We start from the raw sequence: 22,460 nt of genomic DNA, 5'->3' as shown, positions 1-22,460 counted from the left end.
GCGGCTTGGGCCGTTCGGGCGGCAGCAGCGGCTTGATCGCCGCCCAAAGATCATCAGGAACAAGGGGCTTCGCCATGCCCCTGGTAACGCGCCTCACCAGGTTTCGTTAGACGCTTTTATTGCCCTCCCGACCTTCCTGGCGGCCAGCTTCGTCGCAGGCGCGGTCGTGATGGGTGACAGGGTGGACGCCGTGCTCCGGGTCCAGGTGAAGCTCAGGCTTGCTGTTGGATGCTCCGCTTGAGCGGATAGACCGGCTGCTTTCGCGGTCAGCCATCCTGAAGCGGCTAGGCCGCTATCGGCCAAACCCGGTCAGACCGCATTGTGGCATCCGGCGTTCAATCACTCATCTGGCACAAGACTGAGGGGTTAGCGTGCGCGGGCGCCCTGTCAAATCGAGCCAGTTGCCGTCGACCGGTCGGTCATGGCGGGTCAACGCCCGATGAACGGGGACAAACAATCGACGGACGGGGTGTTTGTCCCCACTCACCGGTGCCGCCGCTGCCGGCGCCACTCCCAGGGCGGCATCTGCTCGGCCTCGGGCAGTGCCCAGAGCCCTCGCTGGTCGTCCCGCGCCGCCTGCTCCAGCACCAGCAGCGCCGGGTCGTGGGCGTATTGCCGGTACACCCAGGCAGCACCCCGCCGCACCAGCGCGGCGTTGACGTCGGTTCGACCGACAAAGACTCGGCCCACGGTGCGGCCATAGCGGTCGGTGTCCACCACCACCAAGCGCGCCTCCTGGCGGAAGGTCATGTCGGCCAGCGCCTGCCAGGCGCGGGTGCCGTAAGGCTGGCGGTGCTTGAGCGTGTCGGTCTTGGCCAATCACGCCTTCATTGGACGCTTCTCGGGCGTCAGCAGGGTGAGGGTGTCGCCGTCATGCGCGCCGACCATCAGGCCGCGCAGTTCGGCAGCCAAGCTTCTCTGCCGTGTAGCGCCTGAAATCTTTTGTCATATTTAAGCAATCGGGCATTCGCAATCAGTCGGTAACCGCGTCTCCTGGCTCGCTGGACCTCGGCGGCTGACCCGTCTCGCCATTCCCGGCGAGACGGGTGTCCAGAACAAGGGATGTGATGCATGCGCCTGCGGATCGGCCTCGTGGCCGCAGCAATCATGGTAGCGGCAGTTGGTGGGACGCCCGCCTGGGCGAATTCGGCCTACCAGGCGTTTGGCGCCAAAGGGCGCCCCCAGGACGTGCGACGCACCATCGACATCACGATGCGGGACAACGCCTACCAGCCCCGCCGCATCCAGGTCCGCGCCGGCGAGACGGTCCGCTTCCGCATCCGGAACGAGGGTGAGCTGCTGCACGAATTCAATATCGGCACCGCAGCGATGCACCAGCAGCACCAGCGCGAGATGCAGGCAATGTTCGACAGCGGGATGATGACGCCGACCGGGCTAGGCCACATGGACCATTCAGGCATGGGGCACGGCGGCGGCGCGCATGGCAACATGGGCCAGGGCGGCATGGCGATGGCGCATGACGATCCCAACGCCGTGCTGGTGGAGCCGGGCAAGACTGCGGAGCTGGTGTTCAAGTTCACCAAGCCCGCCGAGCTGGAGTTCGCCTGCAACATCCCGGGCCACTACCAGTCCGGGATGGTGGGCGAGGTCGCCTTCTCGAAGTGACCTCGGAAGTAGCTGACCGCCAGGAAGAAAGGACACCATGAGCGACAGAAGACTCAGCAGGCGGCAGGCACTGGGCCTGGGCATAGCGGCGCTGGCGCTGCCAGCCGCCCCCGGCGCGCTGGCGCAGCCGCGCATCGGCCGCGGCCTGCCGCGGGAGTTCAACCTCGCGCTGTCGCACGTCACCGCGAACTTCACCGGGCGGCCGCGCCCCGCGATGGCGGTAAACGGCCAGATTCCGGCGCCCGTCCTGCGCTTCCGCGAGGGCGAGGAGGTGATCGTCAACGTCAGCAACCGGCTGCGCGAGCATACCTCCATCCACTGGCATGGCCTGATCCTGCCGAGCGACCAGGACGGCGTGCCCGGCATCAGCGACGGCTTCCAGGGCATCGCGGCGGGCGAGACGCACCAGTACCGCTTCCCGCTCGTGCAGTCCGGCACATATTGGTACCACAGCCATTCCGGCCTGCAGGAGCAGGCCGGCATCTATGGGCCGCTCATCATCGACCCGGCGACGCCCGATCCTTTCGAGCACGACCAGGACTACATCATCCAGTTTTCGGACTGGACGGACGAGGCGCCGGGCCGCGTGCTCGCCAACCTCAAGCGCGATCCCGGCTACTACAACTACGACAAGCGTACCCTGGCCGACCTGCTGCGCACGCTCGGCGGCGCGCCCGATGCCGAGGCGCGTTCCGCGATCCTCGCCGACCGCATGATGTGGGCGGGCATGCGGATGGACCCGACCGACATCGAGGATGTCAGCGGCTACACCTATCTGGTGAACGGCCGCACGCCCGCGCAGAACTTCACGGCGGTGTATCAGCCCGGGCAGACGGTGCGCCTGCGCTTCATCAACAGCGGCGCCATGTCGCACTTCGACGTGCGCATCCCCGGCCTGGAGATGACGGTGGTGCAGGCGCATGGCAACAACGTCCGCCCGGTCGCGGTGGACGAGTTCCGCATCGCTCCGGCCGAGACCTACGACGTCCTTGTCCGCCCGCGGGATGGCCGCCAGTACCAGATCCTGGCGGAATCCATGGGCCGCCAGGGCTTCGCGCAGGCCAGCCTGGCGACCCGCGACGGCCTGCCCGCGCTGCCCCTGCCCCCGCACCGGCCGCGCCCGGTCCTGACCATGGCGGACATGGGCATGAACTACGGGCCGAGCGGGCTCGACCGCGGAACTCCTCGCCCGGAGGTGGACGCCCCGGGCCACGTCGCGCCGATGGACATGGACGGCATGGACCACTCCGCCATGCAGGCGCCCGGCGGAGGGTCCCAGGGCATGCAGGGCGGCTCCATGGGCGGCATGAGCCATGGCAGCATGCCCGGCATGGACCATTCCGCTACTCAGGTGCCCGGCGGGGGGGGGCAGGGCATGCAGGGCAGCTCCATGGCCACCATGAGCCACGGGAGCATGCCTGGGATGGACCACGCCAGCATGGGGGGCATGGACCATTCTGCCATGGCAGGGACGAACCGCGCCGTCATGGACAGCATGGCAGGCACAAACCACGGTCCGGCTGGTGGGATGAACCACGCGGCCATGGACCAGGGCGGCATGGCGATGCCGGACCCGCTGGTGAACGACACCGGCGCGCCGCCCGGAGCGCGCGTGCTGTCCTACCGCGACCTGCGCGCCCTGGCGCCGCGCTACCGCCCGCGCGCGCCAGACCGCGTCATCGAGATCCGGCTGACCGGTAACATGGAGCGCTACTTCTGGTCCATCAACGGCAACCCCTTCAGCCACGCGCAGCCGATCGTGCTGCACCATGGCGAGCGGGCGCGCTTCCGCTTTGTCAACGAGACCATGATGAACCATCCCATGCACCTGCACGGCCTATGGATGATGCCGCAGGTCGGCCATGGCGCGGAGAACCCGATGCTGCACGTGGTGAACATCAAGCCGGGCGCCAAGCTTGACGTCGACATCGAGGCGGATGCGCCGGGCGGCTGGGCCTTCCACTGCCACATGCTCTACCACATGGAGACCGGCATGATGCGCAAGGTCTCCGTTGTCGCGCGGCCGCGCGTCGCGGAGGCGGGATGAGCGGCATGCAGGCGCCGATCGTCCGGCAGGCCGGGCTGGCCATCATCGCCACGCTGGGCCTCGCTCTCGCCGCCGGCAGAGCGCAGGCCCAGGAGGCGCTGCGCCCCGAAGGCGTGACGCAGACCGGCCACGAGGTCTTCAGCCACGGCGTGCTGGTCGAGCAGCTGGAGTACGGCTTCGGGCTCGACGGCCCCAATCTCGGCCGCTGGAACGCCCAGGCCTGGTACGGCAGCGACACCGACAAGGCCTGGTTCAAGACAGAGGGCGAGACGACCCGCAGCGGTCGCGCCGAGAGCGCCGAGGTTCAGCTGCTCTACTCCCGCCTGCTCAGCTACTACTGGGACCTCCAGGCGGGCCTGCGGTACGACATCCGCCCGTTGCCGAACCGCGCCTACGGCGTCATCGGCCTGCAGGGCCTCGCGCCCGGCATGTTCGAAGTGGACCTGCAGGGCTTCGTCAGCGAGCGCGGTGACCTTTCCGCGCGCGCCGAGGTCTCCTACGACCTCTATGTCACGCAGCGCCTGGTGCTGCAGCCAAACCTTGAAGTGAACTTGGCGCTCCAGAAGGTGGAGGAGCTCGGCACCGGCGCAGGCTTCAACGACATCGAGGCCGGGCTCCGCCTGCGCTACGAGTTCACCCGCGAGGTGGCGCCCTATATTGGGGTCAGCTACGAACGGAAGCTCGGCGACACGGCGCGCTTCGCCCGCAACGAGGGCGAGGATGTCGGCGGCTGGCAGTTCCTGACCGGCGTTCGAATCTTTTTCTGAGGCGAGATAGACCATGATGATCCGCATCGCTCTGTCCGCGTTGCTCCTGACGGCCGGGGTGGCCGCCGCCGCGGAGCCCACAGCCACGATCCATGAACTGAACCGCCGTCCCGCGGCGGGGGAGACGTTTGCCTACGACCCGGCGCTCGTGCGCATTCCAGTAGGGGGCTCGGTGCGCTTCGAGCCGACCGACAAGGGCCACAACGTGGTTCCTATCCGCTCGCTGTGGCCCGCAGGAGTGCCGCCGGTCAACGTTCCCTTCAACTCGGCGGCGACCCTCGTTTTCGACAAGGCGGGCGTCTACGCGGTTCAGTGCACGCCTCACAACGGACTGGGCATGGTGGCCCTGATCGTGGTGGGAAAGGCCGACATGGCCGAGTTCGCGGCAAAGGCCGCCTCCGCTCCCGGCCTGGCACCGAAGGCGCGGGCAAAGCTGGGCGTGCTGGCCGGTGCCGCCGACCGAGCCTGATGGCGGGCGCGACGGGCGGAGCGGCCCGCTGCCACCCGAGGCCCATATCCTCGTGGTCGAGGACGATGGGGAGATGCGCCTCCTGATCAGCCGGTTCCTGCGGCAGAACGGCTTCCGCGTGACCGGTGCCCGGAACGGCGCTGAGATGTGGGAGACGCTCGGCGGCGCTCCCGTCGATCTGGTGTTGCTCGACGTCATGCTGCCCGGCCAGTCCGGCCTCGACCTCTGCCGCGGCGTCCGAGCCAGGTCGGAGGTTCCCATCATCATGGTGACGGCGCGCGGCGAGGAGAGCGACCGGGTGCTCGGCCTTGAGTTTGGTGCCGACGACTACATCGCGAAACCCTTCAGCCGGCCGGAACTGCTGGCGCGCATCCGCGCCGTGCTGCGGCGGTCAGGGGCGGGTGCGGCCCGCACCGGGCTGGTCGCGGGCGACAAGATGGTGTTCGCCGATTGGCGCCTCGACACCCGCCGCCGCGAACTCAAGGCATCCGATGGCTCGGCCGTGGACCTGTCCAGCGGCGAATACGACCTGTTGCTGGCCTTCTGCGAGCACCCGCAGCGTGTGCTCACGCGGGACCAATTGCTCGACCTAGCGCGCAACCGGATCTCCGACAGCATCGACCGCTCGGTCGACGTCATGGTCAGCCGCTTGCGGCGCAAGCTGGAGCCGCTGGCCGATAGCCCTTCCATGATCAAGACCATTCGCGGCGCGGGCTACATGTTCATTCCCACAGTGCGCCGGGAATGAGGCGCCTCCTGCCCAGCAGCCTGGCGGGCCGCATCATCCTGGTGCTGCTGGTCGGCCTGATGGCCTTCCACGTCGGCAGCCTCTGGCTGCACCAGACCGGCAGCGACATCCTCCTGGGAAACACCCAGCAGAAAGTCACCAGCGAGCGGGTTGCCGCCGCCGCGCGCGCCATTGGCATGGTGCCGCAGGAGGTCCGCGAGTCCGTAGCGCAGGCCTTGTCTTCGCCGGGTTTCCAGGTGCGTTGGCAATCCGGCGCCGCAACGGGCGCCATTGCGGCCCAGGATCTCGCCACCACGGGGCACCTGGAGGCCGAAGGCGTGGTCAATCTGCCGGACGGTAGCCACCTCTGGTACCACACCGACCCGCTGCAGGCGCAGCCGGAGCACGCCACGTTGCTCTCCACCACGGCGATGGCCTTCGGCATCCTGGTGCTGGGGCTGCTGGTGGTGCGCCTCATCGCGCGGCCGCTGCGCGAGCTTTCCGGCGCCGCTGACCGCATCGGAAGGCCGGGGCAGACGGTCACCGTGCCCGAAGAAGGCCCCCGCGAGGTGCGGCAGGCGGCCCAGGCCTTCAACCGCATGCAGGCCCGCATTGACCGCCTCATCGCCGACCGGACCCAGGCGCTGGCGGCGGTCAGCCACGACCTTCGCACGCCCCTGGCGCGCCTCCGCCTGCGGGCGGGCTTCCTGGAGGATGCTGAGGTGCAACGGCAGGTCGACGCCGACCTCGACGAGATGGAGGCGATGATCGGCTCCACCCTGGCCTATCTGCGGGGCGATGAGGAGCAGGAGGAGGTTCGGTCCGCCGACGTCGCGGCGATGCTGCAAACACTCTGCGGCGACGCCGAAGACATGGGCAAGTCGGTGACCTACGAGGGCCCGTCGCAGGCGCGGCTGCCCTGCCGGGCCATCGCCCTGAAGCGCGCCTTCGCCAACGTCATCGACAACGCGGTGAAGTACGGCACCTCGGCCCGGGTGGTGTTGGCCGACCGGGGCCGCGAGCTCGTGGTCCATGTCGACGACGCTGGGCCGGGGGTCCCTGAGGAGCAGCTGGAGAGCGTCTTCCAGCCCTTCTACCGTCTCGAGGAGTCCCGCAACCGCGGCACCGGCGGCTCGGGTCTTGGGCTGGCCATCGCGCGCCAGGCGATCGGCCACCACGGCGGCTCGGTGACGCTACAGAACCTCGCGGGCGGCGGCCTGCGGGCCAGCATTTGCCTGCCCAGGCCAACGTAGGAGAATGACGATGCCCGCCTGGAGCACGCGCCGGAACTTCACCGTTGGCCTGCTCGGCCTGGCCGTGCTGCCCACGGCCTGCGGCGGCCCGCCCAAGGTGGCAGCCTGGCGGGACCGCACCTGCGGCTGCTGCGGCGGCTGGGTCAGACACCTGCGGGCCGAGGGCTTCGAGGTGGACGACAAGGTGGTGGACGCCGTCGGCCCGCACCGGCAGGCGCTCGGGACGCCCTCCGACTTGATGTCCTGCCACGCCGGGAAGGTCGGCCGCTACGCCCTGGAGGGCCATGTCCCGGCCGCCGCCATCCGGCGGCTGCTCCGGGAGGAGCCCGCGAAGGTCGTTGGATTGTCTGTGCCCGCCATGCCGGTTGGCGTACCGGGCATGGAGATGTCTGGAGCGGAGCCCTCGGCCTACGAGGTCGTGGCCTTCGGCCACGACGGCACGTGGTGGCCGTGGATGCGCTTCCGTGGCTTGGAGGCCGTGTGAGGACGGCCGCCAAATCCCCGCCTGCGGCAGGCCGCTCCGAAGGCCTTCTTACCCCACGCGGTGCATGGCGCGCCGGTCACGGCCCATGGCCCCTGACCTGCCATGCAGCGTCGTCACCCTGGCTCGCCGCTGCGGGTCGGGGCGCACGTGGAACCCCTGCCACCCTAAGGAGGACACATGGTCCAGATCACATTGAAGGCGATCGGCAAAGTCGCTCTCACCGCGACACTGCTGTTGGGCGTCGCCGCCTGCGCGCAGCCGGGAGGTCCTCCGGCGACGATCTCGGCCTCCTCGCAGATGTCCCTGACGCCAGCGCCGAGCATCCCGCCGAGCTCGTCTGCCGTCCAAGGCGGCATGGGCTCCATGCCCGGCCACGATATGTCGGGCATGCAGGGCCACAACATGGCCGGCATGAACATGCAGCAGATGATGCAGCACTGTCAGCAGCTGCGCGTGCAGGCCCGGCAGGGTACGCTGTCGCCGCAGATGCAGCAGATGATGCAGCACTGCCAGATGATGAACCACTGACCAGATGGAGGCGGGGCGTCATCAGATGTCCTGCCTCCCGCCGTGCAGCAGCAGGGATGCAGTTCCGCTGACATCAATTGATAAGATGGCGCAAGCGGGCGGACACAGTGGCGGCTCATCCTCTCCAGGTGCCGGACGAGAAACGGCAAACCTGATTGAGGATCTTGCTATGCAACCCCGCTTTCAACCCGCGATTTTCGCCCTCTCCCTGTTTGCGGCACTCGGCGCTTCTGTCGTAGCGGCGCAGGCCAACGGACCCATCGAGGTTGTTGGGCAGGGCGAGAACTTCGCGGTCGTCTACCCGCCAGGCCATGACGAGAACATTGTGGGCGGCGGCCGTGCCGAGGTCGCAGGCAACGGCGAGAACCTAGGAATCCGCTACCTGGATCACGCCGCCGCGCATCCGGTTTCCGGTGTTCCGGTTCCGACCGGCGGAGAGTCGGACGGTGTCGCCTACCTTCAGCCCAACCACCACTACGGCGAGAGAACGGCTGAGGTGATGAGAAATCCGCATGTCCGGCACCACCTGTAGTCGCCGAAGACACCGGCATTCATAACGGAATCGGTGCCGCCGGAGCAACCCTGCTCCGGTGGCAGTCTACCGTATGGATCGTTGATGCAGTCCCGAAGCTCTGGCGGCCCTGCTCCACTAAGATTTTTCTCGGAGCAACCTACGGGGGCTCGTCACCTTGGCAGCTTGGATGCCGCTGCCGCACCGGCAGGCAGCGGATCGGCCATGACGCGAACGAACTTCGTGGGCGCACAACTCGCGCCGAACCGTCACAGGCCACAACGGCAAGCTGCGGACCTAGCAAATTCCAGCACATTGCAGCATAAGTATCCGGCCGCCCTCGGAGAAACAGTGCGCAGATGCAGGTCCTTATCCCCGAGGCGGAAGCTCAGCGCATGGCTGCGGTGCGGCGCTACAACATTCTGGACACGCTGCCTGACGGAGCTTTCAACCGCGTCACCGCCCTTGCGGCGCGCCGGTTCCGCGTTCCCATCTCCATCATCAGCATCGTCGACCATGATCGCATCTGGTTCAAGTCGTGCCAGGGCCTGCCGGACGTCAAGCAGATCGGGCGGGATCCAGGCCTCTGCGCCTCCGCCATCCTCGTCGCCAAACCCTACATCCTCACAGATGCGAAGCTGGACCCCCGCTCCCTTGCGAACCCGCTGGTCGCGGGCGAGTTCGGCCTCCGCTTCTACGCGGGCGTGCCGCTGCGAACGAGTGATGGTCACAACCTCGGCACGCTGTGCGTCATCGCCAAGGAGCCGCGGACCATCCATCAGGCCGAGGTCGCTGACCTCGAGGACTTGGCCTCGTTGGTCATGGACCAGTTGGAACTGCGCCTGTCAGCGATGAACGCCCTGTCGCAGGCGCAACTCATGGTTCGCGAAATTGACCACCGGGTGGCGAACAGCCTCCAATTCGTCTGCTCCCTGCTCAACATGCAGAGCCACTCGCTGGCAGCGGATGAAGTCGCGGCCGGCCATCTCCAGGCAGCCGCCACCCGCGTCGCGGCCGTCGCGCAGGTGCACCGGCACTTCTATTCGGAGGCCGCATCCGAGATGTCCTGCATCGGCTTCGTCCGGAGGCTCTGCGCGGATCTGTCCGACATTCTCGGCCGAACCGTCGAGGTCCAGGGAGACGAGGGAGACGAGAACTCCTCCCGAATCCAATCCATCGGCCTCATCGTCAACGAGCTCGTGACAAATGCCGCCAAGCACGGCGCCGGGCGAATTGAAGTCAGCTACAGGAGGCGCTGCCGCCTTCGCGAGCTCCGTGTCTGTGATGAAGGCCCGGGCGTGCCTGCAGGCTTCGATCCCGGCGTGAGCAAGGGCCTGGGAATGCGGATCGTCATGAGCCTCGCCACGCAACTCGACGGAAGTGTTACGGTCGAGAGCGGGCCAGCCGGTCGGGGCGCCTGCTATACTGTCGTCTTCCCTGCGTGAAGCGGTTCCGGCTGCCGCTGCGCAAGCTCCCGTTGTTCAGGCGGAACCGGCAGGTGGCGGCGCCGGGCGGGGCCACGCGCATGCCGGACCCGCCGGTCCCCGCAGCGTTCCCTGTGGCAAAGTCCGGTTGAACCGAAGCCTCATGCAACTCCCCCACAGGGAAGGGTAACGCGATCGCCTCCGGCAAGCCGACTCTCCAGGCTCCCGGCGTGCCGGTTTCAACCTGCCTTGCCGCCTGCCACACCTTGTTCGGATTGCTCGCCGACTGTCCGGTACTGCTCGGGCGACATACCCGGCAGGGTCTTCAGAAAGGCGACAATCGCCCAGATGTCCTCGTCGCCGTGGTGCGAGCCGAAGGCGGGCATGGCCGACATCTTGATGCCGTGCTTCACGATCCAGAACAGTTGCGCGTCGCTCCATTCGCCCACGGCGTCCGGCAGGTACGGCGGCTCGGGCCGCATGCCGCTGGCCCAGTCGGTGGAATCCTCTCCAGGGGCGCCATGGCAGTAGACGCAGCTTTCCTTGTAGTGGCGTGCGCCCTGGCCGACCTGTTCGTCGGTGAAGCCGCTCGGGGGGCGGATGCCAGCCGCCTGCCGCACGACGGAGTTCCGTGACGTCGTCTCGAGCACCCAGCGCCCGAGCGCGGTGTGGGATGTCGATGCGGCGACGTCATAGGCGCCGGTCAGCACGACCGCGAGGCCCGCGCCTGCCGCGACCAGGATGGCGGCGAGCACGCCGCCCACAAAGCGCTTCATGTCGTTTCCGTTCCTATGCAGAGGGGGACGTAAGCGGAACGCTGCCTGGCGATGGGAACCCGCGTGACCGCCTGCTGAAGGCGGGACACACCGCCCGGCCCGGAGAGCCGTCAAGCGGATCCGCCGCACGCGGCGGCTTTTGGGCCGGTCTTCGCTTCGCCTCAAGCATTGTCTCCGATGTTTCTGCGCGTGGAGCCACGTGCTACGCCATGCGCGAGCAGCTTCACGCGGAGAATCGCCGATGCCCGCCACACGACCCGACCGTGCCTGCCGCTTGTCCAGGCTCGGCCTTGCGCTCCTCGCCGCGGCGGCGCTGGCCGCCTGCGCGGAGCGGCAGCCCGCGCCGCGCTCCGGCCTGCCCGGCGTCGGCACGCCCGGCGTCACGTCCCACATGCCCGGTGAGGAGCCGACCAGTGTGCAGGCGCTGCTGGAGCGCTGCAGCCCGGCACCGTCGGCCTCAGGCACGCCGCCCCGGCCGCAGAGCTTCGCGGCGGCCTGCGACGAGCTGCGCCGCACCCTGCACAACCAGCCTGGCAACTCCGTCTCCGCCGGAGGAACTGTGCCCTCCGGCGGCTGACCGCCGGAACGCGGCGCCTCAGAACCAGGCGCGCAGGCCGACCAGGAACCGCAGGTCGTCGGCCTGCCCGCCCTCCTCGCGCCGCATGCGTGCCGTGCCGCCGAAGAAGCGCTGGTAGGCCACCCCGATATAGGGCGAGAACTTGCGTGAGATGTCGTAGCGCAGGCGCAGGCCCATATCGATGTCCGCCAGCCCCGCGCCGACGCCGCGCCCCTCGTCATCCTTGGTGTACCAGTTCGTCTCGAACTGCGGCTGCAGCACGAGGCGCTGCGTCACGTAGAGGTCGTAGGCGGCGTCGGTGCGGAGCGCGAAGTGGCCGCGGTCGCTGGCATAAGTGGTGACCGCCACGTTCCAGAAGCCGATGGCCAGGCCCTGCACCCCCAGCGCCGCCCAGGTGCGGCCGGTTCCGTCGTCGATGTCGGCGCGCACGCCGGCCTGGAGGTCGAAATACGTCGAGATCGGCCGCTCGTAGAGCAACTCGTGCTGCCCGTCGTCGACCTTGCCCTTGTTGTTGGAGTTGTAGCGACCCTCGGTGCGGAGCCGTAGGCGGTTGTAGTCGTTGCCGATCCAGGCCTGGCTACTCCAGCGGTAGTAGGACCCATCACCGAAGCGCCCCTCGTTCTGGTTCAGGATGCCGTGCATGTAGACGCGGTCGTCCGCAATCAGGTTGCCGTAGGGCGAGGCGCCCTGGAGCGTGTCGGCGCCGAGGCCGGAGCCGAAGAAGGCGCCGCTGTCGCCGAAGACCTGCGCCTGGGCGGGCATCGCGGCGAGCAGGCCAAGGGCGGGGAGGACGGGGAGGAAGTTTCTCGGCATCGCTCATGCACTCCTCGGCAGTACCCGCAGCGTTCGGAACATGCCCGCCTCGAAGTGGTAGAGCAGGTGGCAGTGCAAGGGCCATTGGCCGGTCGCCAGCGGGGTGACGAGCAGGCTCAGCTGCTGGCTGGGCTTGACGTTGATGGTGTGCAGGTAAGGCCGGTGCTCGCCGTGCTCGTTCTCCAGCTCCATCCACATGCCGTGCAGGTGGATGGGGTGGCTCATCATGGTGTTGTTGACGAAGCGCAGACGGAAGCGTTCGCCGAGCGTCACGTCGATCGGGCCGACCTCGGTGAACTTCTTGCCGTCGAAGCCCCAGATGAAGCGGTGCATGTTGCCGGTGAGGTTCAGCACGATCTCCCGCGTCGGCGGCCGCTTGTCGAGGCCGGGATTGACCGATCTGAGATCGGCCAGCGTCAGGATGCGGCGCTGCCCCATCAGGTGGTCGAGCCCGTCGCCGGGCAGGTCCAGGCGGTCGGTCGGCGTCTTGGCGACGAACTGGAGCTCGACGCCGGGCTTGAGCGCCTTTGTCTCCGGGGGCGCCTCGGTGCGCCGCGCACGGCCGGGGCGGTGCGCCCGCTCCTCCGGCGGCACCTCCCCCATCCTGGACGGCATGATGCCGCCGATGCGCGTGCGGTCGGGATGCGAGGCGGCCACCTGGTCGGGCGCCATGCCGGGCTTGCCCATGTCGGCCATGGTGCGCATCGGCGCCGGGTCCATCGGCGGCACCGGCGCCGCCATGCCCATGCGCGGCGCCAGCGTGCCGCGCGCGAAGCCGCTGCGCTCCATGTCCTGCGCGAAGATGGTGAAGGCCCGGTCCTGCCGCGGCCGGACGACGACGTCGTAAGTCTCCGCGACGGGAATGCGGAGCTGGTCCACGGTGACGGGCACGACGTCGTTGCCGTGCACGTGGACGACGTCCATCTCCAGGCCCGGGATGCTGACGTCGTAGTAGGTGATGGCCGAGGCGTTGATGAAGCGCAGCCGCACGCTCTCGCCGGGCCGGAACAGCGCGGTCCAGTTGGCGGAGGGCGGCTGGCCGTTCATCAGGTAGGTGTAGAGCGCGGCGGTCGGCTGCGTGATGCCGCTCGGGTCCATCCGCATGTTGGCCCAGCGCGCGCGCTCGGCCACCGTCATCCCGAGGCCGCTCCGGTTCACGTCGGAGACGAAGCTGCCGAGCGTGCGACGGTTGAAGTTGTAGTAGTCGCTCATCTGCTTGAGGTTGTTCTGCACGACCAGCGGCGAGCCATCCATCCAGTCGCTCAGCACGACGACGTAGTCGCGGTCCACCTGGATGTGCGGCTGGCCCTCCGGCTCGATGATGAGCGCGCCATAGGCTCCCTTCTGCTCCTGGTAACTCATGTGGCTGTGGTACCAGTAGGTGCCGCTCTGCACGACCGGGAAGCGGTAGGTGAAGGTTTCGCCGGGCTGGATGCCAGGGAAGGCCAAGCCGGGTACGCCATCCATCGGGTTCGGCAGGATGATGCCGTGCCAGTGGATGCCGGTGAGCTCCGGCAGGTTGTTGGTCACGTTGAGCGTGACCACGTCGCCCTGGCGCCAGCGCAGCACCGGCCCAGGGATGCCGCCGTTGATGGTGTTGCCCCAGTCCTCGGTGCCGGTCTTGTTGACCGCAGCACGGTCCAGCGTCAGGTCGAAGCGGGTTCCGCTGAGCACGGAGGGATCGGCCGCGCCGGTCAGCGCGAAGGCGGGGCGGCTGAGCGCCCCCGAGGCCAGCCCGGCGCCCAAGGCGGCGGCGCCTTGCACGAAGCGGCGCCGTCCCAGTTGCGGTTCGATGGGCTGATCCGTCATCCCTGGTCTCCTGATGATGTGTGGGGCGCTGGGGAAGGCGTTCGCCCTCTGCGGCATTCCCCTGTGGGAAGGTCAACGGCGACGGTCCGGCTCTCCGGCCGGGATGGCAGTGCTCAAGGCCATGTGAGGCGAACGCCGCGCCACGGGCGCCGCCTTGGCCGGCAAGTCCACGCAATCTGCTTCCGGGAAGGCCCCGGAATCGGTGCGGAGGATTAATCCGCGCCGCTGACGCGGCTCTCCACCGCCCGCCGCCCCCAAGCCTGCCACCGCTGCGCCCTGGGCTCACAGCCGCACCGTCCGCAGGCGCAGGGCATTGCCGATCACCGAGACCGAGCTCAGCGCCATGGCCAGCGCCGCGACCACCGGGCTGAGCAGGATGCCCAGGAACGGGTAGAGCACGCCCGCGGCGAGCGGGATGCCGAGCGTGTTGTAGGCGAAGGCGAAGAACAGGTTCTGCCGGATGTTGCGCATCACCGCGCGCGACAGGTGCCGCGCCCGCGCGATGCCCGCCAGATCGCCCTTCACCAGCGTCACGCCCGCGCTCTGCATCGCGACATCCGTGCCCGTACCCATGGCGATGCCCACATCGGCCTCGGCCAGTGCCGGGGCGTCGTTGACGCCGTCGCCTGCCATGGCCACCACCTTGCCTTCCTTGCGCAGGCGCCGGACGACGCGGTTCTTGTCCTCAGGCAGCACGTCGGCCTCCACCTCCTGGATGCCGAGCTGCCGCGCCACCGCCTCGGCCGTGGTGCGGTTGTCGCCGGTGAGCATGACGATGCGGATGCCGTCCGCCCGCAGACTTTCCAGGGCAGCGGGCGTGGTCGCCTTCACCGGGTCGGCCACCGCGATGACGCCGCCCGGCTGGCCGTCCACCGCCAGGAACAGTGCCGTGCCGCCCTCGCGCCGAAGCTCGTCTGCCCGGCTGGCAAGCCCGCCCAGCTCCACGCCGAGATCCCCCATCAGCCGGGCGTTGCCAAGCGCCACCGGACGACCATCCACCCGGCCGGTGACGCCCTTGCCAGTGACGGAGGCGAAATCCGCCGGCTCCTTCAGCGCCACGCCCTGCTCCCTGGCCGCGGCCAGGATGGCGGCCGCCAGCGGGTGCTCGCTCGAGCGCTCCAGGCTGGCGGCGAGCGGCAGCACCTCCGCCTCGGTCAGGCCCGGCGCGGGGAGCACGGCCACGACCTTGGGCTTGCCCTCGGTCAGCGTGCCGGTCTTGTCCACCACCAGCGTGTCCACCTTCTCCAGGTGCTCCAGCGCTTCGGCCGACTTGATGAGCACCCCCGCCGCGGCGCCCTTGCCGACGCCCACCATGATGCTCATGGGCGTGGCCAGCCCCAGCGCGCAGGGGCAGGCGATGATGAGCACCGAGACGGCCGCGATCAGCGCATAGGCCAGGGCCGGGCTCGGCCCCCAGACAGCCCAGGCGATGAAGGCCAGCACCGCGGCCAGGATGACGGCGGGCACGAACCAGCCCGCCACGGTGTCGGCCATGCGCTGGATCGGCGCCCGGCTGCGCTGCGCCTCCGCCACCATGGCGACGATGCGCGACAGCATGGTGTCCGAGCCCACCTTCTCCGCCCGCATCACCAAGGCGCCGGTGCCGTTGACGGTGGCCCCGATCAGCCGGGCGCCGGGCGCCTTCTCCACCGGCATGGATTCGCCGGTGACCATGGACTCGTCCACGGCGCCACCGCCCTCCAGCAACTCGCCGTCCACCGGCACGCTCTCGCCGGGCCGCACCCGCAGCCGGTCGCCGACCTGCACCTCCGCCAGCGGGATCTCCTCGTCCGAGCCGTCCGGCCGCAGGCGCCGCGCCGTCTTGGGTGCCATGTTCAGCAGGGCGCGGATGGCGCCGCCGGTGCGCTCGCGCGCCCGGAGCTCCAGCACCTGTCCGAGCAGCACCAGCACGGTGATGACGGCGGCCGCCTCGAAATAGACGGCGACGGCGCCGTCGGCGCCACGGAAGCCGGCCGGGAAGATGCCGGGCGCGAAGGTGGCGGCCAGGCTGTAGAGATAGGCGGCGCCGGTGCCGATCGCGATCAGGGTGAACATGTTCAGGCTGCGGTTCACCAGCGAGCGCCAGCCGCGCACGAAGAACGGCCAGCCCGCCCAGAGCACCACCGGCGTGCCGAAGGCGAACTGCACCCAGGCCGAGACCCGCGGCGAGAGGAGATGGCGCAGGCCGAGCCCCGGGATGTGGCCGCCCATCTCCAGCAGGAAAACAGGCAGAGTCAGTGCCAGCCCGATCCAGAACCGCCGCGTCATGTCGGCCAGTTCCTGGTTCGGAACGGCTTCGGCGGTCATCTCCAGCGGCTCGAGCGCCATGCCGCAGATCGGGCAGTTGCCCGGCCCCTGCTGCCGGACCTCGGGGTGCATGGGGCAGGTGTAGATGGCGCCCTGCCGCACCGGGGCGGGCGCCGCCGCCTGCTCCGGCCGCAGGTACTTCTCGGGGTCCGTCTCGAACTTCGACCGGCAGCCTGCCGAGCAGAAATGGAAGATCGTCCCGCCATGCTCGATGCGGTGCTTCGCGGTGGCCGGGTCCACCTTCATCCCGCAGACCGGGTCGGTGACGGCGGTGGCCTGGGCGACCGTCGTGCCGCTAGGACCATGGCCTTGGTGCCCGTTGGCACCGCTAGGACGGTCGTGGCCGTGTCCGTGAGCTTGGTGCTGGCCGCTCATGCCATGGTCTTCCCCGTGCTGCGCCTCCGGCGAACCGGCTCCGGTCCGGTCGCCGACAGAATGGCAAAGGCCAACAGGGGAAGGTCAAGCTGGGTTTCCGCCTGCAAGCGCGCTGACATGATTTGTCGTAATTGCGGCTGCAAACCTGCCTGCCCACAGGGGTTGAGCCGCAGTCAAAGGTCGCCTTCCCGCCTTGGCCGCAGTGCGCTGGCGGTACGCCGCGGCGGAAAGGGAGGCGATCGTCGCGGGATCGGGCGTTCAGGGAGCGAGCCTATGGAACAGGTTGTCGACGCGCTCCTGACCGGAGCTGGGATGCTGTGGAAGGCCCTTTGGGCGCTGATCTTCGGCTACGTCATCTCTGCGGGAATCCAGGTCACGGTGACCCGCGAGCAGATGGCTCGGGCCTTGGGCGACAGAGGCGTCCGGCAGGCAGCGCTTGCCTCGGTTTTCGGGTTCATCTCGTCCTCCTGTTCCTTCGCCGCCCTTGCCGCCTCGCGCTCCGTGCTGGTGAAGGGAGCGCACCCGGCCAATGCCATCGCCTTCCTGATCGCCTCGACCAACCTCGTGATCGAGCTTGGGGCCGTGCTCTGGGTGCTGGTTGGCTGGCGCTTCACGCTGGGCAACATCCTCCTTGGATTGCTGATGGTGCTCTACGCCTATCTGCTCACGCGAATCTGGCTTCCCGGAAACTTGGCAGAGAAGGCGCGCGAGCATGCGGAGCGCGCCCAGGAGGCCGAGGGAATGGCAATGGAGCACGGCATGAAGGGCAACTGGCGCGACAAGCTGCTCTCCCGCGAAGGCTGGAGCAACATCGCCCATGCCTTCTTCGTGGAATGGAAGATGGTCTGGAAGGAGATCCTGTTTGGCTTCACGGTCGCCGGATTCATTTCGGTGTTCGTGCCGCAATCCTTCTGGAACATGCTGTTCCTGATTGGTGAGAGTGGGGGCGATGCTTCGCCCACCTTCCTGGTGGTGCTGGAGAATGCCCTGGTGGCACCGGTGGTCGCCTTCTTCACCTTCATCGGCTCCATGGGCAACGTCCCCCTCGCCGCCATGCTGTGGTCGCGTGAAGCGTCCCTCGGCGGCGTCATGTCCTTCCTCGGCGCCGACCTGGTGGCGGCAACCGTGGTCTGGGTCCACGTCAAGTATTACGGCTGGCGTTACGCCCTTTTCCTCTCCGGCCTGCTTTACGTCTGCATGGCTGCGGCGGGCATCTCCGTGCACTACCTTTTCGCCGCGGCAGGCCTGACACCCGAGCAGCGACCGGCGCTCGAGGAGATGGTTCGATTCGCCATTGACCACACCTTCTTCCTGAACCTGACCTTTCTCGTCGTCGCGGGCATCCTGCTCTGGCTTCACCTGCGGGGCGGCACGCCATCCCACCAAACCCAAGAGCGCGTCAGGCGCACGCTTGAGGGCGTAAGCGCATGGCCTGTCCCGCGGCTTCCAGCCTGAGTCCGATGGCACCGATCAGCGAGGTGCCGAGACGCCTAGCAGGGAAGCGCGGCAGGCTCCGCAACGAGGTGGCAGCATGAACAATCAACGAGAACGACTTGAAGGTTCCGTGGTCGGCCTCGCCTGCCTGCGGAAGTGGCCGCGTGTGGAGGCCGCGGCGCGGGTGCGGCGGCATATCCGCGGCTGCTCGCTGGATGGGCACGGCGCAGAAAGCGGCTTCGGCCTGGTGGAGGATGACGGCGGCATCCTGCTCGATCCCTCCGCCACGCCGCTCGCCCTCGAAGCGGCCGGCCGCAGCCCCTGCAATAGCGGCATTCGCCTGCGCGTAGTGCGGGAGGCGGATGAGGGTCAGGCTTTCCGGACCACCAGGCTGGAGGAGGTGCGGTCGGCGGCCAGCCCGGCGCAATTACAGCACAACCGAGGCGGCGGCAATCGCCGGATCCAGGCATGAGCATCCTTGATGTCATCGCGAACGCGCTCCCCTTCATGGCGGAGCCCTGGTTCGCCCTCACCTGGTATGCGCTCGGCGCGCTGGGCGCCGCCTGGGTGATCTACGACGCCTTCACTGCCAATGCAGCGCTGAACCCGCCGCTGAAGGCCTGCTGGCCGATCATCGTCTTCTTCTTCTCGATCATCGGCCTTGCGCTCTACTTCGTCACCTCGCGGCCGCCCGGCATCGGCAAGGTGCAGGGCCGCATGGAGAAGATGCGCCGCTTCACCGAATTCTCGCAGCCGCGCTGGCGCAAGGTCATGGCCTCGGCCACGCACTGCGTCGCCGGTGACGGGCTCGGCATCATGACGGCCATGGTGGGCGCACGGCTGATGGGCTTCTTCTTCTGGGAGGAGTTCTGGTTCGAGTATGCGGTCGGCTACGCCTTCGGCTGGTTCATCTTCCAGGCCTGGGCGATGCGCCTGCACGGCAACGGCTGGCTGGCCGCGATTTGGAAGGGCGGCCGCGCCGAGTTCTTCTCGATGATCACCGTCATGCTCGGCATGGGCTTGGTCATGCGCTTCGTCACCCCGGCGGTGGTCGGCATGCAGCCGATGCCGACGACCTACGCCTTCTGGACCTTCGGCGCGCTCGGCCTGATGGTCGGCTTCCTCTTCACCTACCCGATGAACTGGTGGCTGGTCGCGATGGGCTGGAAGCACGGGCAGGGAATGGAGCACATGCTGAAGCAGATGCAGGGCAGCCACAACGAGGGCCGGAAGCCCCGGCATGGCCAAGCGGCAGCGCAGGGAGCCCGATGATGAGGCCGCATTGCACTCTGCGTGCCCTGCTGGGCGCAGCCTGCATCGCCACCGCCCCGCCGCTGGCCCCTGCCGCGATGGCGCAGGCAACGGGAGCGACCGCGGCGGCTGCGAGCGAAGCGACCGCGCGGTTTGACGCCGTCCGGCAGGCCCTCACCGCCGCCATGTCGCAGAGCGCCGAAGCGCTTCGCGCAGGGCAGCGGCACGCGGCGACGCGCGCTTTGGACCGGGCGCGCCGCTTGGCGCGCTTCGGCGACACCGCCTGGATGCTGGACGAGACCGGGCGCAAGGCTTTCCGGGAGGCCCGCCACGGCGTCGAGGAGGGACGCAAAGCGCTGCAGAACGGCGAGCCCGAGAAGGCGGCGGACAGCCTGCAATCCGCCTCCCAAGCCCTGGCCCAGGCGCCGCTCGGCGAGGCCGAACCGCGCAGGCTGGACGCGCAGGCGGTGGCCGAGGCAGAAGGCCGCACCGTGCTCGACGCCCGGGGCGAGGAGGCCGGAACCTTGCAGGGCTACGCGCCGGAAACGGACGAGATCCTCGTTTCGAGAGGCGGTCTCCTGGGCATCGGCGCCGACACGGTCCGGCTGCGCGCCGACCAGGTTCTGCTAGGCCGGGACTACGCCTTGGCGCTGGCGGCTCCCGCCAAGGCCGCGGGTGGCGGGTGAACGCCACCTCTCCGGCCGGGAACCTCGACGCTTCCCGGCTGGAGGGCTGCTTTGCTGGCCCAGGGACGGCAGCACCGAATGGAGGCTGGGCCTGCTGTACGCCGCAGGCCCAGCATTCGTGAAGGTCAGGCCACCAGGCGCTCGCTCTTCCAGCCTGCATTGCGGAGAGCGCGCTCCAACGTGTCGGCGTCGACCGCCTTGCTGTCCACGATGACCTCGCGCTGCTCCAGGCTGACCTGAACCATGGCGTTCGGGTCCACCTCGCGCAGCGTGGCGGTCACACCCTTGGCGCAGCCGCCGCAGGCCATGTTCGGGATCTTGAAGCGTGGCATGGATGCCTTCCTTGCGTTGCAGACGTACCACGAAGGTGGGGATTCCCATCATGGGAAAGTCAAGTCCTGCGCTTTCGCCATCGATGACAGCACGGTCTCCGGCGACTCGCCGTCGCAGGAAGAAGGCGCGATCGCTCGGGTGCGTCGGACTGGCCGCGTCCCCTACCCGGACGACCTCGGTTTCGTTCCGCAGTTCATCGCCCCCTCCATCGGTCCTGCCCTGCTTACGAGCAGGGATAAGGTAAACAACCTTGGAGATTGCGGGCCGGAACGACGTGCCTGCAACCAAGGCGGCGCCTCAAGCGGAACAGGCTGGATGGCGGAGGGCCATCAATGCATGATAGTGGGCGCGAAGGCGGGCTGCGCCTTGTCCGGCACGAAGAGAAGAACACCCGGCCAGTGCTGCCACGTCGCCAGCCAAATGACCGCCATCCCTTTAGGATGACCGCCGTCTGCCGCTTACGGCCAATCAGCACCATGTAGGGCGACAATGACAACGTCCGTGATGAGATTCGAAGCGAGCAAGTCGAGTACGGATGCTGCGAGGCCACTGGCCCGGCTTTCCCTCGCGTTTCTTGCACTCCTTCTCCCGTCACTGGTCACAACGGCGCACGCGGTCACAGGGCCGTGGACGTCGGGCGAGACCGTCCGCGTCCGCCTGCTCTCTGCGACGGACGCCGCTGGAACCGGCGGGGAGGTGCGCGCCGGGCTCCAGGTGTCCCTGAATGATGGCTGGGACACCTACTGGCGTTCGCCGGGGGACGCTGGCGCGCCGCCCACGGTGGACTGGTCGGGGTCCACCAACCTCGCCTCCGTGGAGTGGCGCTGGCCCGCACCGACCCGCTTCACCCTCTTCGGCCTGGAAACCTTCGGCTACCTGCACGAGGTCGTCTTTCCCCTGACGGTGCACCCCAAGCGCCCGGGCGAGCGCGTCGCCCTGCGCGGCCAGGCCGATCTCCTGGTGTGCAGCGACGTCTGCGTGCCCAAGCATCTGACCGTCTCCCTCGACCTGCCCACGGGTGCCGCCACGTCGGACGCGGAAGCCAGCAACCTGATTGCCCGCTACGAAGCGCAGGTGCCGGACGACGGCTCCGGCTCCGGACTGGCCGTCCAGGACATCGCCGCGCGGCTTGGGACACCCGCGGCGCTGGAGGTGCGCATCGCCTCGCGCCAGCCGCTCGCGAAGCCCGACGTGATCGTGGAAAGCGGTAAGTGGAGTTTCGGCAAGCCTGCCTTCTCCTTCGGTCCGGACGGCAGGACCGCGACAGCGGTGCTGCCGGTCACCTCTGGGCCCGACACGGTGGGCCTGCCGGACAGCCCGGTAACGGTGACCCTGTTGGACGGTTTGCTTGCCTCCGAGACCCACGGCAGGATCGCGGCGGGCACGGCTCTCGTCGGTGGGAACTGGACCTTGGACATCCTGCCTTTCCGGGGCGCTGCCCCGGCCGCGGCCGGGCACTGGGCGGTGTTCGACGAGGCGGCCGCCCGGCGGCTCGTGGCCCAGGGAAAGACCGTGTTCGTGGACGTCACGGCCGAGTGGTGCGTCAACTGCAAGGTCAACGAGGCCCTTGTGCTCGGTCAGCCTGATGTGGGGGCGGCCCTCCGGGCCCCGGACGTCGTCGCCATGCGGGCGGATTGGACGCGGCCGGACCCGCGCATCTCCGACTACCTGGCCCGAAACGATCGCTTCGGAATCCCCTTCAATGCGGTCTACGGCCCAGGGGCGCCGCGCGGAATCGTCCTCCCCGAAATCCTGACCCAGGACGCCGTGCTCGGCGCGCTGCATCGCGCCAGCGGCACGGCCAAGATCTCGGCGAAGTAGGCGAGCCGAACTTGCTGCGGAGAACCGGCAGCGCCTATAGTCTAGCCATGGGGATGACCCTTTTCCGGCGTCTGCTGCTCGTGCTCACCGCCCTGGCTTTCATGCTGGGGACGGTGCCGCCCGACGTTGCGCTGGCGGTGACCAGCGATGCCGCGACGAGCGGCATGACGATGGCCGGAAGCTCCGATCAGCTCTGCGACCCCTGCCCGGAGAAAGCCCCCTCCAGTCCGGTTGGGACCAAGATGATGTCCTGCGGCAGTGCGATCTGCGGAGGCGCCATCGTCAATGCCGCGCTTCCGCCGGTTTATGAGAGCCCGTCCCCTGTCGGACTCGAGTACCCGCCGCAGGCAACGCCTCGCCGAGCGGGCATGATCCTTCCGCCGGATCCCTTCCCACCCAGAATAACCACCCTCGTCTAACCGCGCCCGCTGGGGCGGATGCG

25 protein-coding genes are annotated in these 22,460 nt (G+C 68.6%); 19 read left to right on the top strand and 6 right to left on the bottom strand.

Features of this window, described 5'->3' with window-relative positions; genetic code table 11:
* Positions 1 to 241: hypothetical protein (locus QMO56_RS19655; RefSeq protein WP_283528557.1), on the top strand; the 241-nt coding region annotated here is incomplete at its 5' end.
* Positions 242 to 483: 242 nt separating this feature from the next.
* Here the strand turns inward: QMO56_RS19655 and QMO56_RS19650 are convergent.
* The gene (locus QMO56_RS19650) at positions 484 to 819 is read right to left on the bottom strand and encodes a thermonuclease family protein (RefSeq protein ID WP_283528555.1); all 336 of its coding nucleotides are present in this window, start codon (positions 817 to 819) and stop codon (positions 484 to 486) included.
* A gap of 252 nt (positions 820 to 1,071) precedes the next feature.
* Here QMO56_RS19650 and QMO56_RS19645 point away from each other — a divergent pair, with 252 nt between their 5' ends.
* The 10 genes from QMO56_RS19645 to QMO56_RS19600 all read left to right on the top strand — a co-directional run bounded on the left by QMO56_RS19645 (position 1,072) and on the right by QMO56_RS19600 (position 9,857).
* On the top strand, positions 1,072 to 1,626 hold the full coding sequence (locus QMO56_RS19645; protein ID WP_349362374.1) for a cupredoxin domain-containing protein: 555 nt from the start codon (positions 1,072 to 1,074) through the stop codon (positions 1,624 to 1,626).
* 37 nt (positions 1,627 to 1,663) lie between these two features.
* Positions 1,664 to 3,673 (top strand): copper resistance system multicopper oxidase, encoded by a 2,010-nt coding sequence (locus QMO56_RS19640; protein WP_283528553.1) that lies wholly within the window; start codon positions 1,664 to 1,666, stop codon positions 3,671 to 3,673.
* Complete coding sequence (locus QMO56_RS19635) at positions 3,670 to 4,440, top strand: copper resistance protein B (protein WP_283528551.1); 771 nt, start codon at positions 3,670 to 3,672, stop codon at positions 4,438 to 4,440. The genes QMO56_RS19640 and QMO56_RS19635 overlap by 4 nt, the downstream gene beginning before the upstream one ends.
* Positions 4,441 to 4,453: 13 nt before the next feature.
* A complete protein-coding gene (locus QMO56_RS19630) occupies positions 4,454 to 4,909 on the top strand; it encodes a plastocyanin/azurin family copper-binding protein (protein ID WP_283528549.1) in 456 nt (151 codons plus the stop codon).
* Positions 4,910 to 4,937: 28 nt separating this feature from the next.
* Complete coding sequence (locus QMO56_RS19625) at positions 4,938 to 5,657, top strand: response regulator (protein WP_283528567.1); 720 nt, start codon at positions 4,938 to 4,940, stop codon at positions 5,655 to 5,657.
* Positions 5,654 to 6,889 (top strand): ATP-binding protein, encoded by a 1,236-nt coding sequence (locus QMO56_RS19620; protein WP_283528547.1) that lies wholly within the window; start codon positions 5,654 to 5,656, stop codon positions 6,887 to 6,889. Before QMO56_RS19625 ends, QMO56_RS19620 begins: the two co-directional genes overlap by 4 nt.
* A gap of 4 nt (positions 6,890 to 6,893) precedes the next feature.
* Entirely contained in the window at positions 6,894 to 7,373 is a 480-nt protein-coding gene (locus QMO56_RS19615; RefSeq protein WP_408906542.1) for a DUF411 domain-containing protein, read from the top strand.
* Positions 7,374 to 7,550: 177 nt separating this feature from the next.
* Positions 7,551 to 7,901, top strand: coding sequence for a hypothetical protein (locus tag QMO56_RS19610; RefSeq protein WP_283528543.1), 351 nt, complete (start codon positions 7,551 to 7,553; stop codon positions 7,899 to 7,901).
* A 169-nt stretch (positions 7,902 to 8,070) separates the two neighbouring features.
* The gene (locus QMO56_RS19605) at positions 8,071 to 8,433 is read left to right on the top strand and encodes a hypothetical protein (protein WP_283528541.1); all 363 of its coding nucleotides are present in this window, start codon (positions 8,071 to 8,073) and stop codon (positions 8,431 to 8,433) included.
* Positions 8,434 to 8,771: 338 nt separating this feature from the next.
* On the top strand, positions 8,772 to 9,857 hold the full coding sequence (locus tag QMO56_RS19600; protein ID WP_283528539.1) for a sensor histidine kinase: 1,086 nt from the start codon (positions 8,772 to 8,774) through the stop codon (positions 9,855 to 9,857).
* A gap of 218 nt (positions 9,858 to 10,075) precedes the next feature.
* Here the strand turns inward: QMO56_RS19600 and QMO56_RS19595 are convergent, their stop codons facing one another.
* The gene (locus tag QMO56_RS19595; RefSeq protein ID WP_283528537.1) at positions 10,076 to 10,612 is read right to left on the bottom strand and encodes a cytochrome c; all 537 of its coding nucleotides are present in this window, start codon (positions 10,610 to 10,612) and stop codon (positions 10,076 to 10,078) included.
* 241 nt (positions 10,613 to 10,853) lie between these two features.
* On the opposite strand from QMO56_RS19595, the gene QMO56_RS19590 reads away from it, so the two are divergent.
* Positions 10,854 to 11,189 (top strand): hypothetical protein, encoded by a 336-nt coding sequence (locus QMO56_RS19590; protein ID WP_283528535.1) that lies wholly within the window; start codon positions 10,854 to 10,856, stop codon positions 11,187 to 11,189.
* Positions 11,190 to 11,207: 18 nt separating this feature from the next.
* Here QMO56_RS19590 and QMO56_RS19585 read toward each other — a convergent pair whose 3' ends face one another.
* The 3 genes from QMO56_RS19585 to QMO56_RS19575 all read right to left on the bottom strand — a co-directional run bounded on the left by QMO56_RS19585 (position 11,208) and on the right by QMO56_RS19575 (position 16,493).
* Positions 11,208 to 12,002 carry a copper resistance protein B gene (locus QMO56_RS19585; RefSeq protein WP_283528534.1) on the bottom strand — a complete coding sequence of 265 codons (795 nt, stop codon included), beginning with the start codon at positions 12,000 to 12,002 and terminating at the stop codon, positions 11,208 to 11,210.
* A 3-nt stretch (positions 12,003 to 12,005) separates the two neighbouring features.
* A complete protein-coding gene (locus tag QMO56_RS19580) occupies positions 12,006 to 13,811 on the bottom strand; it encodes a copper resistance system multicopper oxidase (protein ID WP_283528533.1) in 1,806 nt (601 codons plus the stop codon).
* A gap of 282 nt (positions 13,812 to 14,093) precedes the next feature.
* The gene (locus QMO56_RS19575; RefSeq protein ID WP_283528532.1) at positions 14,094 to 16,493 is read right to left on the bottom strand and encodes a heavy metal translocating P-type ATPase; all 2,400 of its coding nucleotides are present in this window, start codon (positions 16,491 to 16,493) and stop codon (positions 14,094 to 14,096) included.
* A gap of 273 nt (positions 16,494 to 16,766) precedes the next feature.
* Between QMO56_RS19575 and QMO56_RS19570 the strand changes: the two genes are divergently transcribed.
* From QMO56_RS19570 to QMO56_RS19555, 4 genes are all read left to right on the top strand, one after another.
* Positions 16,767 to 17,948, top strand: a complete 1,182-nt coding sequence (locus tag QMO56_RS19570; protein ID WP_283528531.1) for a permease — start codon at positions 16,767 to 16,769, stop codon at positions 17,946 to 17,948.
* Between the two features lie 109 nt (positions 17,949 to 18,057).
* Complete coding sequence (locus QMO56_RS19565; protein ID WP_283528529.1) at positions 18,058 to 18,399, top strand: hypothetical protein; 342 nt, start codon at positions 18,058 to 18,060, stop codon at positions 18,397 to 18,399.
* A complete protein-coding gene (locus QMO56_RS19560; RefSeq protein ID WP_283528527.1) occupies positions 18,396 to 19,199 on the top strand; it encodes a DUF4396 domain-containing protein in 804 nt (267 codons plus the stop codon). Before QMO56_RS19565 ends, QMO56_RS19560 begins: the two co-directional genes overlap by 4 nt.
* A 77-nt stretch (positions 19,200 to 19,276) precedes the next feature.
* Positions 19,277 to 19,864 (top strand): hypothetical protein, encoded by a 588-nt coding sequence (locus QMO56_RS19555; RefSeq protein ID WP_283528525.1) that lies wholly within the window; start codon positions 19,277 to 19,279, stop codon positions 19,862 to 19,864.
* Between the two features lie 125 nt (positions 19,865 to 19,989).
* On the opposite strand, the gene QMO56_RS19550 is transcribed toward QMO56_RS19555, so the two are convergent.
* Complete coding sequence (locus QMO56_RS19550; protein WP_283528523.1) at positions 19,990 to 20,196, bottom strand: heavy-metal-associated domain-containing protein; 207 nt, start codon at positions 20,194 to 20,196, stop codon at positions 19,990 to 19,992.
* On the opposite strand from QMO56_RS19550, the gene QMO56_RS19545 reads away from it, so the two are divergent.
* From QMO56_RS19545 to QMO56_RS19535, 3 genes are read left to right on the top strand one after another with little or no spacing between them, the layout of a single operon-like run.
* Positions 20,195 to 20,641, top strand: a complete 447-nt coding sequence (locus QMO56_RS19545; RefSeq protein ID WP_283528521.1) for a hypothetical protein — start codon at positions 20,195 to 20,197, stop codon at positions 20,639 to 20,641. The genes QMO56_RS19550 and QMO56_RS19545 overlap by 2 nt on opposite strands.
* 45 nt (positions 20,642 to 20,686) lie before the next feature.
* Entirely contained in the window at positions 20,687 to 22,018 is a 1,332-nt protein-coding gene (locus QMO56_RS19540; RefSeq protein ID WP_349362373.1) for a protein-disulfide reductase DsbD domain-containing protein, read from the top strand.
* Positions 22,019 to 22,029: 11 nt separating this feature from the next.
* Positions 22,030 to 22,437: a hypothetical protein gene (locus QMO56_RS19535; protein ID WP_283528517.1), complete on the top strand. Its 408-nt coding sequence runs from the start codon at positions 22,030 to 22,032 to the stop codon at positions 22,435 to 22,437.
* Positions 22,438 to 22,460 lie beyond the last annotated feature (23 nt).

Origin of the sequence: Roseomonas sp. E05 (assembly GCF_030063475.1) — a bacterium.
In the GTDB taxonomy this organism is placed as follows: Bacteria; Pseudomonadota; Alphaproteobacteria; order Acetobacterales; family Acetobacteraceae; genus Pseudoroseomonas.
The sequence above is the reverse complement of the archived record's forward strand: the minus strand, read 5'-3'. Positions and strand labels throughout refer to the sequence as shown.